This is a genomic window from Bartonella sp. HY761, assembly GCF_026743145.1.
Taxonomy (GTDB): Bacteria; Pseudomonadota; Alphaproteobacteria; order Rhizobiales; family Rhizobiaceae; genus HY038.
Genome location: NZ_CP104887.1, coordinates 2,443,424 through 2,456,589 on the forward strand (window position 1 = coordinate 2,443,424; position 13,166 = coordinate 2,456,589).

Genomic DNA, 13,166 nt, shown 5'->3' on the forward strand with positions numbered 1-13,166 from the left:
ATGCTGGGACCAATTGACACAATAAATAAATCTGCCACATTGTCTTTGATAGCATCTTGGTTTTCCTATGCTAGCATTGCAGCATTTACATCAAAAGCAGAAACAACTTTTGCAGGAAATGCGCTAAAATATAAATTTAAAAGCACGTTACTGCTAAAGCAATAAATAGATATGCTCTAACATGCTCGACATAAATGGTTATGTCTTTGTTTTTAACTATGGAGGAGAGTTTTATGAACTCGCATAATGATATGAAGAATACTGTTGACTCATTATTATATCCATTTACTGATCCTGAAAATTTAAAAAAATTTCCACCCATTGTTATAACCGGTGGCAAAGGTGTCTATGTCACCGATAATCACGGAAAAAGCTACATTGACGGGCAAGCTGGCCTTTGGAATGTTAATGTCGGCCATGGACGCGAAGAAATAAAAGAAGCAATTCGCCAACAATTGGATAAGTTAAGCTATTATTCGCTTTTTGCCGGTTCAAGCAATCAACCATCATTGGATCTATCTAATCGCCTTGTTGAGATGACAGCACAAGAAGATATGGGTGCCTGTTTTTTCTCATCTGGTGGCTCGGAAGCAAATGAAGCCGCATTTAAATTGGTGCGCCAATATTGGCGCTTAAAGGGCGAGCCAAAGCGCACCCATATTATATCGCTTAAAAATGCCTATCATGGTGTTACACTTGGCGCACTTTCGGCTATTGGCAGCCGATATTATCGCGAAAATTTTGAACCACTCTTGTCTTGGTTTAGTCAAGTTGAAACGCCCCATCTTTATCGCAATCCCTTTGGCATCAAAAACCACGAAGAATTAGGCACACTTTGCCTTGATTTAATGGAGCGTGAGATCCTTTATAAGGGGCCAGCCAATGTGGCGGCAATCATTGCCGAACCGGTACAAGGTGCAGGTGGTATTATTGTTCCTCCTAAAAACTATTGGCCAGGTTTGCGCCAAATATGTGATAAATACGGTATTTTATTAATATCAGACGAAGTTGTCACTGGTTTTGGGCGTTTGGGTTCGATGCTAGGCTGCCGTCATTGGGGCGTGCGTCCAGATATTATGTCTTTTGCAAAAGGCATTAATAGCGGTTATGTTCCACTTGGTGTTACAATGATGAGCCGTGAAATTGCCCATACATTTGAAACAATCGACACACCCAATCCTTCAATTCATGGTTTTGTCCATGGTAACACCTATTCTGGCCATCCTTTGGCTTGCGCTTCAGCCCTTGCCAACTTAAAAATTATCGAAGACGAAAATCTTACTCAAAAAGCTGGCGATGTTGGACAATATTTTATCGACCGATTAAAAGACCTACAAACCAGACATGAAAATATTGGCGATGTCCGAGGGTGTGGCTTGATGATTGGCGTTGAAATGGTCGCGGATCGCGAGCATAAAACACCTTTCCAACCATCTGATTATTTTGGTGCAAGAATTGCCGATTATTGCCGCGATCATGGTGTTTTGATTAGAAATCTTGCTGATACCTTCATTATATCACCACCCTTTATCCTAGAAAAAGAGCATGTTGATATTATGGTCGATACATTTGATGCCGGCATTAAGAGTGTAGCCAAGTAAAGGCTGCTCATTATAATCGTTGAGGTCGCATAGAATTATCAAATTCAGTGCGGCCTTACTTTTTAGATAATGGCTTTTTAAAAAAGAAAATCTTAGCAAAATTATCCAGTATTTTCGCGATTAACGACAACAACCAAAACGATCGCAGGCTAAATTTTTATAAAATAAAACATCAAAAGCAATAACATAATTTTTATGATAGCCTTGCTTATGTCGGAGGAGAACCCATGCAAATTACCCAATTATCAGCAGAAAGCCTATCTGCAGTTATTCATCGGCGCGAAATTTCATGCCGCGAGGTTATGGAAGCCTATCTTAACCGCATAGATGCACTCAATCCCTTAATCAACGCTATCATATTGCGGCGTGATAGAGAGATAGTTTTAAAAGAAGCTGATAGTGCCGATGCCGCTCTAAAAGCTGGTATATCTTATGGTTGGATGCATGGCTTCCCGCAAGCAATAAAAGATCTATCGCAAGTGGCGGGTTTAAAAACAACACGTGGCTCGCTTGCTTATCAAGATAATGTTGCAACCATAGATGATACCCATGTCGCCAGAATTAAATCAGCCGGTGCAATTATTATTGGTAAAACCAATACGCCTGAATTTGGGTTAGGATCACACACCTATAATGCGCTGCATGGCCGCACCCGCAACCCCTATAATCTTGATAAAAGTGCGGGTGGTTCAAGCGGTGGTGCCGCCGCAGCCTTAGCTGCACATATGCTACCAGTTGCAGATGGGTCCGACATGATGGGATCACTGCGCAATCCAGCAGGCTTTTGTAATATTGTTGGCTTTCGTCCAAGTTTTGGCCGTGTGCCAAGTGGCCCGCAAATATCTTATAATAATATGCTATCGGCTTATGGGCCAATGGGACGCAATGTTAATGATACGGCACGTTTGCTCGCCATACAATCCGGCTTTTCAGCCAATGATCCTAATTCTCTTGCGAATGAAGATCTTAGTCTGACGGATCAATATAATGCGAATAAAACATTGGTTGGATTTTTAGGCGACATGAATGGTCATCTTGCAATGGAAAATGGCATGATGGATATTTTACAATCTTCCCTTACTGTCATGACAAAAATGGGCTGCGACATTGAAGCTGTTGATATGCATTTTGATCTTGAAAACCTATGGACAGGCTGGATAAATTTGCGCAGTTGGTCAGTAGCAACCGCTAATGCCGCGCTTTATGAAAATGAAGAAAAACGAAAACTGCTCAAGCCGGAAGCAATTTGGGAAATTGAACGCGGGCTCAAAATGAGCGGTAGCACCGTTGCCAATGCAATTAATACCCGCAATCAATGGTTAACTTATTTACTATCCCTATTCGAGCGTTACCACTATTTGGTATTGCCAACCGCGCAGGTTTTTCCATTTGATGTAAATATAAATTGGCCCGCTAAAATTGCAGAGCGTGATATGGATACTTATCACCGTTGGATGGAAGTGGTTATTCCAACAAGCATGGCAGGTTTACCGGCAATTTCGCTACCTGCCGGCTTCTCGGTGGATGGGCTGCCTGCAGGTGTCCAAATTATTGGCTGCCCACGAGGTGACCGTGAGCTAATGCAATTTGCTAAAGCATTCGAGACCGCTAGAGGTCCCATTGACAGACCTCTTGACCAAAGGTTAAGTGCATTATAGCGTTTAAGATTTTAAAATTGAGCATTTTCAACAGATTTATTACATTGAAAATGCTCAACTATTTTTGATAAATAATTATTGTTCTTTCTTCATATTCCAGAAAACTGGTGAAGCGGTCGGCAGCATATCTTTAATATTTGTATGGCGTGCCTGTGGAATTTGGAATTCACCCAATGGCACATAAAGCACAAAATCAATCACATGCTGTTGGATTCTTTTTGCAATTTCCTTGCGCTCATCATCATTATCTGCCGCGATAAATTCTTGCTTTAACGCCTCTATTTTTTCATCAACTGGCCAACCAAACCAAGCCTTATCACCACGTCCATTCAACATTTGTGAATTTAATGGTGTGGATACTTCAGGTATGATCCATGTGGTAAAGAACATATTCCAACCACCATCCTTGGGGGCTGCCATTGACGCTCTGCGGCCAACAAGTGTTTGCCAATCCATAGGTTGCAAATCAACTTTAAAACCAGCGGCGCGTAATTGCTGAGCTGCAACAACAGGTTGCGGCGCTAAAGTTGCAACATCAGTTGGCTGCATAATAACAATTGGCGTGCCATCATAACCTGCCTCGGTTAGCAAAGCCTTTGCTTTATCAACATCACCCTTATGGGTTAATGATTGCGTACCACTTTCATCACCTAGTAATGTACCACAACCAAAAATCGCACCACAAACCTGATAATAGTCTGGTGAAGCCATAAGATTGGCAAGACTTGGTTCTTGTGACAGTGCATATAAGGCTGCTTGGCGAATTTTTTGGTTATCAAAAGGTGGATATTTAAAATTCATACGAGCAATTGATTGCGATCCAAATTTATCACGCTTTTCAACAACTATATGGTCATCACCTTCAATAAGCGGAATAAGATCGACTGAGATTTCTTCAAGGTAGTCGATTTCATCATTAGCAAGGGCATTTATCGCGGTTTGGCTATCTGGCATGCTGATCCATTGTACCTTATCCACATAGACAACTTTACCCCCTGCCATGCCGTCGGCCGGCTCATCACGCGGAATGTAATCGGTGAATTTTTCATAAGTTACACCAATACCCGGCTTAAAATCGGCAACAACCATTTTAAATGGACCTGAACCTACAAATTCTTTAATCGCTTGATCGGGCGGCGTATTTGCCACAGCTTCTGGCATGATAAAGGCAGGAACTGCTGACTCTTTCGATAAAACATCAAGTAAAGGACGGAAAGGCTTCTTTAATGTCCAGACAATTGTTTTGTCATCCACGGCTTCTAATTTTTCAGTTGCATCAAATAGTAATTGCCCACCACTATCACGCGCGCCCCAACGCTTTAATGAAGCTACAACGTCCTTACCAGTAACGGGTGAACCATCATGGAATTTTAAACCATCACGCAAAGTAAAACTATAGGTTTTGCCATCTTCTGACACAGTCCAATCAGCCATTTGCGGACGTGGATTTGAGTGGGAATCTTGCGCTATCAAAACATCATAGATCATATAACCATGATTACGCGTAATATGCGCAGTTGTTAGAATTGGATCAGTAACACGCAAGTCCGAATGCATAACCGCCTTTAAAATAGTTTCGGCAAAAGCGGTTGTTGACGCTAAGGACATAGATAAAGCGATAAGGCCAATCTTCAGGACAGAGCGCATTTTAAAGCGATTTTTCTTATATAACATGTTCACCTCTATTTTATTGTTTTAAATTACTGATGGTAAAGGTTAGAGATGTTTTAGTCTTGATGAAAAATATCTCTAACCGATTGTTTACTATTGATAGCTAATCGGATTTTTTAATATTCCAAAAAACTGGTATCGAAGTGGGTAACATATCGGTCACGTTTTTATGTCGCCCTTGCGGCATTTGATATTCACCCAAAGGTATATAGATAACAAAATCCAAAACATGTTTTTGAATCTTTTCCGCAACAATTTTGCGTTCATCATCATTATTAGCAGCGATAAATTCTTGCTTAAGCTGTTCAAGAGCATCATCTACAGGCCATCCAAACCACCCCTTGTCACCACGACCATTAAGCATAGGCGAGATTAAAGGGCTGGAAATTTCAGGTACACCCCAATTGGTAAAGAATAAATTCCAACCACCATCTTTAGGTGCGACCATCGATGCACGGCGGCCAACGAGCGTTTGCCAATCCATCGGTTGCAAATCCACATTAAAGCCAACGGCTCGCAATTGCTGAGCTGCAACAATAGGCTGTGCCAAAAGGCTAGCCGTATCGGTGGGCTGCATAATTACAACTGGTGTTCCATCATAGCCAGCTTCTTTTAAAAGCGCTTTGGCCTTTTCAATATCACCATTATGAGTAAGGGTCGAAGCACCATCTTCAGAGACAAGTAAAGTACCACACCCAAAAATAGCACCGCAAACCTTATAATATTCCGTTGATGCCATAAGATTAGCAAGTATAGGCTGTTGGGACAGTGCATATAAAGCAGCTTGGCGAATTTTTTGGTTGTCAAAGGGCGGATATTTAAAATTCATACGTCCCACGGTTTGAAAACCATATTTATCACGCTTTTCGACAATGATGTCTTCATCACCCTCAATCAATGGAATAAGATCCACCGTCACCTGCTCGAGATAATCAACTTCACCATTAGCAAGCGCATTGATTGATGTTTGGCGGTCTGGCATGCTGATCCATTGCACCTTATCCACATAGACTACCTTGCCCCCTGCTAAGCCATCTGGTGGTTCATCACGCGGGATATAATCGGCAAATTTTTCATAAGTAACACCAAGCCCTGGTTTAAACTCGGATACAACCATTTTAAAAGGACCAGAGCCAATAAATTCACTAATCGCTTGATCTGCTGGCGTATTGGCTATGCGTTCGGGCATGATAAAGGCTGGCACGCTCGATTCCTTGGACAAAACAGATAATAATGGATTAAATGGCCTTTTTAATTTCCATAAAATATTTTTGTCATCAGGGGCGGTAAATTCTTCCGTTGCATCAAGCAATAATTGCCCCCCGCTATCACGCACGCCCCAGCGCTTTAAAGACACAATAACGTCTTTACTGGTGACAGGTGAACCATCGTGAAATTTTAAACCATCGCGCAAGGTGAATTGGTAAGTTTTACCATCTTCTGAAATGGTCCAATCTGCCATTTGCGGACGTGGCTGCAAATTAGAATCTTGCGCAATCAAAACATCATAGATCATATAACCATGATTGCGCGTGATATGAGCGGTTGTTAAAATAGGATCGGTTATTCGTAGGTCCGAATGCATCACCGCTTTAATCACCGTTTCGGCAAAAGCAGTTGTTGACGTGAATGACATTGGCACCGACATTGATAACGCAATAAGCCCCATTTTAACGATAGAACCAATTTTTTTGCTATTTTTGTAAAACATGTCCACCTCTTGGCTTTTTGGTTGATAATTTACTTGGGCTTGAATAAATACTGAACCTTTGCTGCCTTTTTTATAGCTTCACTTGAATATAGTAATTGTCGATATTTGCCGCTTTGCCAATCATCTTTTAAATCTTGATAATGCACATTATCAGGATTGCCAGATTGACCAGGGGTATTGATAAAAAGGCTATTATCCCACTGCCCGACATCAATAATCATGCGCACAGAAGGGCCGGTTGTAACCTGATAATTTTGCACATTATATGCCGCCATATTCGGCGATGTTGCGGAGCCGCCAAGCTCGATATCTGCTATCGACCAATCATCATCAACAAAGTGCTGTAAAGGATGTTGCAACCGTAATTGATGTAGCTTGCCCCATTGCCACGCCTTATAATCTGCTCCAAGCCTGTTTGTTGCTTCCTCAAAGGCAGTTTTTAGCGTCTCATCAAGCACAGGCGCTAAATAATCAATGTTATTTTTGGCAATTTTTGCAAGCTCTAATCGCAAGGATGCAGTATCAAAAGGCATAGCAAGATTGATCAAACTTTGATCTGCACCCTTCGCCTTAGTAAGATATGCCCCAAGATGATTATTAAACCAAATTTCAAATAATGCCGCAGCATTTGATGATTTCCTCAAATCACCATTCCACTGGCAAAGAATATCAAATGCCAAACGGCTTTCTAGCTTGGTTAACTGCTCAACCTTAATAGACTGGATAAGGCTTTGAACGATTGTTACTGTGTAAGAAAGGGTTGAGTTTTGCAACTTAGCGCAATCATCCAAACCTATTTTGTCTTTTTCTTCTAAAAATTGATGAATGACTTTAGATCGACTAACATCTAACCATTCAAATCCGATTGCTGAATGATTTTTTAGCCATGTCTCATTAATATTCATAGCATTTGCCGTAGCTAAAAAGCCCGATGGCGGATTTTGTCTCATAGGCGTTGTTGATGGATCAGCATAGCCGCACCACTCAAACATACCATTGCCTGATATCGGCAAAAGCCCTGCCCAATTATGCCTTATGGGAAATGCTCCTGCTGGTTTCCAAATAATATTGTCATTACAATCAGCATAAATATGATTGACGCTTGGCGTACCCCAGTTTTTTAAACCATTAAGATAGTCATCTGGTGTTTTTGCATTCATAACAGCAAGGCTTGCCATATAAGGCGCCATACCGGCATCAAGCCAAACGGTTTTAATGGCATAGACTTTTTTATGCTCGCTATTTTGGAGGATTACCGGCCCATGCTTTGTAAATTGCAAAATAAGTTTTTGTGCAGGGTAATTTTTAACCTCGATCGTTTCTTCAATATCAATAAGGGCTTCTTCTTGCCCCTGATACATATAATGCGTAGATTTTGATGGAGCCATATCATAGCAATAAATATCTTCTTGATCGGCATAAAATATAGTTAAGGCAAAAGACGCAAAACCATTATGCCCCATGCTAATACCAGGGACACAAGGCTCTCCTGCACCAATAACATCAAGCTGTGGCATGGTAAGATGAACAACATAGCGAACTGAGGGTAAATTATGGGTTCGGTGTGGATCAAGGGCAAGAATAGGCCGCCCTGTCGCCGATTTTTTACTGGCAATTGCCCAATTATTTGATCCCTCAAGACTAGAGCCTGTACCAATCACTTCACTATCCGCGTGATTACCCGTGAGCTTAATCCCCTTATCACCGCCAATTTTCCCTGCTGATGTTATATGCCCCCAATCATCGGCTTCGTCCAATCTGGCATTCATACGCTTTTTGTCAAAGCTTACTGGTGCTAAAGCTAGAAAAAAATCATTTAAAATGTGATTATTAGCAAAATCGTCTAAATAGACGTCACTATCTTCATTTGAAATAGAAATAGACGGCTCAAGATTTTGCCTTAACCTATCGACATATTCACCAATTTCTATATCTGTTGCGAGAGATAAAATTTTGGCGCGCAAAGCTTCTGACGATGCGTTGCGGGTAAGTGAATGGCTGCGAATACGCACAACATCTTCTGCTTGCCAAAAATCTGGAAATGTATCAAAGACCAAAAATTCTGGTGGCAATTTAAATGAGCCAGCTTTAATGCCGTTAATATAGCTATTGATCCCCTTTACAAAAGCTTGGCATATCTCATGTGCATGATCCCCATAACAGGCAAATTCTTCTGCCATATTGCCACGATAAAGGAAAAGGCGTGCGGCGCGATCCTGTTTTAAATATCCTGCGCCAAAATCACGAGCAAGCAAGCCTAACCCGCGTTTACGCCATAAATCGATCTGCCATAAGCGATCACGGGCGGCATTCCAACCTTGCAAAAAGAATAAATCATCACGATTTTGAGCATTAATATGGGCAACTCCACTATCATCTATGGTGATTGAAGCATCGGCATGAATATCTTGAAGTTCTATCGGTGTAATCAATGAGGATACCCCTAATCAACAAAGAAATGAATGCAAAAATTATTCAAGTCGTGTAAATAATCCTGCCATTAGTTTTGCCCGCTCAAGCAAGGACGAAACTAATATATGCTCATTTAAAGTGTGCAGCCCAGCCCCCAGAACACCAACCCCGCATAGACTAGCTATCCGCAAAGCACCGGTAAAATTGGCGTCAGACCCGCCTCCTTGGCTGCTTGAACTCATGAGAAAACCAATTTGCGCCGCTAAATCCTTTGCAACATTATAAAGAGCCATTGTTTCTGGAAGCTCTGGTGACCAGACTGGCCGTGTAACGCCGCATTTCACCTCAAATTTAACGCCATTAAAATCGCCAGTTAAAGCACGCATCTTGGCGTTACCCGCATCAAGATCCTCTTGGGTTTTTGCCATGCTCAAAACTTCGGCGTCACAGGTAGATGACACGCAATTAACCCATTGCCCGCCACGAATGACACCAACACTAAAAGTGCAATCTTCGCTGGTCATGGCTTCAATTTCACCAATTTTTTCAGCCATTAAAGCGATGGCCGAACGTCCCTCTTTAAGCCGCCACCCAGCATGGGAGGGAACACCGCTTGTTCTAATATTATAACGCGCAATGGCATAGCGACCGGTCGTTGCGCCTTGATTTTCTTGCGCAGGTTCAGGGCACAAAACATATTTATTACGCAATGCCTCTTGTTCAATCAGCGTGCGTGTTGATGGAGTTCCTACTTCCTCGTCTGGCGTAAATAAAAACGTAACTGGCAATGATGTTTCTAGGCCGTGTTGACGAAGCATTCGCATTGCTTCAAGTGCAACAAAATTGCCGCCCTTCATATCCTGAATACCTGGCCCATATAATTTGCCGTCCTGCAACCGAAATGGGTTTTGCTGTAATGTACCAATTGGATGAACCGTATCAAAGTGGCCAGAAACTAAAATTCCCGGTTGCCCAGCATTTTTATGCGGGAATGTAGCCCGTATGGAATCACCAAAGCCCATTCTCCCAGGAATTCGTTCAATCATCGCATCGGCAAGCACAAGGTCATAAGAAACCAAATCCATCATTCTATTAACTGCTGCCGCATCATAGGTTGGACTTTCACATTTAACCCATGTGCCAAGTCGCTCTATCATGTCACTTTCATCAAATGGTAGATCAAGAAAACCCATTATATCTTCTCCCAAAATACTTATACTCTTATCTATCGCTCACATTTGCCTGTTCTGCGTCTATGCATGGCTTGTTTAAGCTAACCGCATTTCAATAAGGCGTGCATAAATCGATGCACCAATTGGCAGCAAATCTGGATCAAATATAAAACCCGGATTATGAACCGCTTGCGGACCAGGGTGATTAATATTGATGTAAGCACCCGGCACTTGGCGCAGCATGAAAGAAAAATCTTCACTTCCCATCATAGGTGGCGCATCTATATTGATATTTTCCATTCCTAAAATTTCGGCTGTAGCGGCTATATAAGCGTCAGTGCAGTCTGCATCATTGAACAGAACATCGAAAATTTCTTTAAACTCAATTGTGATTTTTATATCATGCGCCAAGGCCAATCCTTGGCAAATTGCCGTCATGCGTCTCTGCATCAAATCACGTATTTCAAGATCAAAAAACCTTAAAGTACCGCCAATTTCTGCGGTTTCAGGAATAATATTATAGGCACTCCCTGTATGAAATTTGGTACATGACAATACCGCCGTACTGGTTGCAACAATATTACGCGAAACAATCGACTGTAATTGTTGCACCAAGGCGCTACCTATAAAAAGCGCATCCTTAGAGTCTTGTGGTTGCGCACCATGGCTACCCTTACCATGGATGACAATATCAAAAAAACTTGCGCCAGCCATAGCATTCCCTTTACGGATTGCTGCTGTTCCAAGCTTTGCCTGCGGTTTATTATGCATGCCATAAATTTCATCACAAGGAAAACGCTGAAATAGATCATCAGCAAGCATTGCCTTTGCACCGCCCAATCCTTCTTCTGCTGGTTGAAAAATAAAAACCGCAGTTCCTTTAAAATCTCGGCTCTGGGCCAAATATTGCGCCGCGCCTAGCAACATGGTGGTGTGGCCATCATGGCCGCAAGCATGCATTTTATTGGCAGCTTTAGAGCTATAAGCAAGTTCACTTTGCTCTTCAATTGGCAAAGCATCCATATCAGCTCGAAGACCAATGGTGCGATTGCCATTCATCTTACCATGTAAAATACCAACAACCCCAGTTCTACCAACATTGGTATGAACTTCATCAAAGGCAAATTCTTGTAGTTTTTTGGCAACGATTGCTGCGGTACGGGTCTCCTCAAAGCCAATTTCGGGATGCTGATGCAAATCCTCAAATAATGTCCGCATTTCGTGTTCATGCTCAGAAATAAAAGGAATAATATTCGCCATAATAACCCCCATTAAGATGCAGAAAGCGTGATTGGTTGCCGGCGTTGGAAATCCCAAAAACGGCTTGGTGCAGCATCAATTAATGATTTCGTATAGTCATGCTGGGGCGTGCCTAACACATCAATAGCGCGCCCTTGTTCAACCACATTCCCCTTTTGCATCACAATAACATCATCACAAATCTGGGCTGCGACACGCAAATCATGAGTGATAAAGATGATTGTAATGCCTGTTTCTTTTTGCAAATCATCTAAAAGTTGTAAAACTTGCGCCTGCACAGAAACATCAAGAGCCGAAACAGCCTCATCAGCAACCAAAATATCAGGTTTAAGGGCGACAGCACGTGCAATCGCTATGCGTTGACGCTGACCACCTGAAAACTGATGCGGATAACGATTTAAACTATCTTCGGGCAGCGACACAATATTTAACAAGCGTTGCGCTTCACTTATGGCCTGATCACGGCTAACCCCATAATTAAGCGGTCCTTCAATCAAGCTACGCTGAATTGTCCAACGCGGATTTAGAGAGCGAAAAGGATCTTGAAAAACCACTTGTAACTTTTTACGATAGGGTTTCATTTGGTGAGCAGATAGGCCAGCAATATCATCCCTGCCTAAATATATGCTTCCCTCTGTTGGCTTTATAAGCCGCATGATTGAGCGTGCGACCGTCGTTTTTCCCGATCCAGACTCGCCAACAATACCCAATGTTCGCCCCGGCGAAATCGAAAAATTGACATTAGTCGCCGCTTTAACAATATTTTTTTTAGCAAAAAAGCCTTTTGAAAAATATTCCATGCCCAAATCTACGACTTTTATAACTGAAGTTTCATCGCTATTTGGGCGCGGTTGGCGTGGAATAAGACTTGGCACGGAATTTAAAAGCTCTTTACAATAATCAGTCTGAGGATTTGTAAAGATATCTTCAACACTGCCCTGCTCAACAATAGAACCTGTACGCATAACACAAACGCGATCAGAAATTTCGGCAACAACGCCCATATCATGAGTGATAAACAAAACCGCTGTGCCATGGCTTTTTTGCATTTCATCAATAAGTGATAGGATCTGCTTTTGGGTTGTCACATCAAGCGCTGTGGTTGGTTCATCGGCAATAAGAAGCGCCGGCTCCATAATCAGAGCCATTGCAATCATAATACGTTGGCGTTGTCCACCCGACAATTGATGGGGATAAGAATTAAAAATACGTTGTACATCGGGTAAGTGGACTTGTTCCAACATATGAATAACGCGCTTGCGCTTTTCATCCTTTGGTAGTTTTGTATGTAAATCAAGAACCTCCATAACTTGATCGCCAACTCGCATCACCGGATTAAGCGCCGTCATTGGCTCTTGAAAAATCATCGATAATTTGGTGGCACGCAGCTCACGCATTTGCGCCGCGGATAAATCAAGAAGCTCACGACCTTGCAAGTTGATCGAACCCGATTTAACTGATAATGCGCCTTTGGGTAAAAGCCCCATTGTTGCAAGCGAGGTTACCGATTTGCCGGAGCCGGATTCGCCCACGAGACAAACAGTTTCCCCTTTGCGAATTTCAAAAGAAACCTGTTTTAACACGGGTGGCAAATGGTCAAGATTATCAAGCTGGACGACAAGATCTTTTACCTTGAAAACGACATCTTGGTCTGAAAAGTCACGTTTTTTAAAAAACAATT

The 13,166-nt window shown here is 42.1% G+C and carries 8 protein-coding genes; 2 read left to right on the top strand and 6 right to left on the bottom strand.

What is annotated here, in order from left to right; genetic code table 11:
* Positions 1-233 precede the first annotated feature (233 nt).
* A complete protein-coding gene (locus N6A79_RS10625) occupies positions 234-1,601 on the top strand; it encodes an aminotransferase class III-fold pyridoxal phosphate-dependent enzyme (RefSeq protein WP_268545915.1) in 1,368 nt (455 codons plus the stop codon).
* Positions 1,602-1,828: 227 nt separating this feature from the next.
* Positions 1,829-3,259 (top strand): amidase, encoded by a 1,431-nt coding sequence (locus tag N6A79_RS10630; RefSeq protein ID WP_268545917.1) that lies wholly within the window; start codon positions 1,829-1,831, stop codon positions 3,257-3,259.
* A gap of 75 nt (positions 3,260-3,334) precedes the next feature.
* Here the strand turns inward: N6A79_RS10630 and N6A79_RS10635 are convergent, their stop codons facing one another.
* The 6 genes from N6A79_RS10635 to N6A79_RS10660 all read right to left on the bottom strand — a co-directional run bounded on the left by N6A79_RS10635 (position 3,335) and on the right by N6A79_RS10660 (position 13,164).
* On the bottom strand, positions 3,335-4,933 hold the full coding sequence (locus tag N6A79_RS10635) for an ABC transporter substrate-binding protein (protein WP_268545919.1): 1,599 nt from the start codon (positions 4,931-4,933) through the stop codon (positions 3,335-3,337).
* Positions 4,934-5,033: 100 nt separating this feature from the next.
* Entirely contained in the window at positions 5,034-6,641 is a 1,608-nt protein-coding gene (locus tag N6A79_RS10640; RefSeq protein WP_268545920.1) for an ABC transporter substrate-binding protein, read from the bottom strand.
* Positions 6,642-6,670: 29 nt separating this feature from the next.
* Positions 6,671-9,073: a penicillin acylase family protein gene (locus N6A79_RS10645; protein ID WP_268545921.1), complete on the bottom strand. Its 2,403-nt coding sequence runs from the start codon at positions 9,071-9,073 to the stop codon at positions 6,671-6,673.
* 39 nt (positions 9,074-9,112) lie between these two features.
* Positions 9,113-10,246, bottom strand: coding sequence for a M20/M25/M40 family metallo-hydrolase (locus tag N6A79_RS10650; protein ID WP_268545922.1), 1,134 nt, complete (start codon positions 10,244-10,246; stop codon positions 9,113-9,115).
* 75 nt (positions 10,247-10,321) lie between these two features.
* Positions 10,322-11,485, bottom strand: a complete 1,164-nt coding sequence (locus tag N6A79_RS10655) for a M20 aminoacylase family protein (RefSeq protein ID WP_268545923.1) — start codon at positions 11,483-11,485, stop codon at positions 10,322-10,324.
* Between the two features lie 11 nt (positions 11,486-11,496).
* On the bottom strand, positions 11,497-13,164 hold the full coding sequence (locus N6A79_RS10660; protein ID WP_268545924.1) for an ABC transporter ATP-binding protein: 1,668 nt from the start codon (positions 13,162-13,164) through the stop codon (positions 11,497-11,499).
* Positions 13,165-13,166: the final 2 nt, after the last annotated feature.

Coding starts and splice junctions, on each gene's coding strand:
- N6A79_RS10625 (WP_268545915.1), top strand. CDS start 234: ATGAACTCGCATAATGATATGAAGAATACTGTTGACTCATTATTATAT.
- N6A79_RS10650 (WP_268545922.1), bottom strand. CDS start 10,246: ATGGGTTTTCTTGATCTACCATTTGATGAAAGTGACATGATAGAGCGA.
- N6A79_RS10635 (WP_268545919.1), bottom strand. CDS start 4,933: ATGTTATATAAGAAAAATCGCTTTAAAATGCGCTCTGTCCTGAAGATT.
- N6A79_RS10655 (WP_268545923.1), bottom strand. CDS start 11,485: ATGGCGAATATTATTCCTTTTATTTCTGAGCATGAACACGAAATGCGG.
- N6A79_RS10640 (WP_268545920.1), bottom strand. CDS start 6,641: ATGTTTTACAAAAATAGCAAAAAAATTGGTTCTATCGTTAAAATGGGG.
- N6A79_RS10630 (WP_268545917.1), top strand. CDS start 1,829: ATGCAAATTACCCAATTATCAGCAGAAAGCCTATCTGCAGTTATTCAT.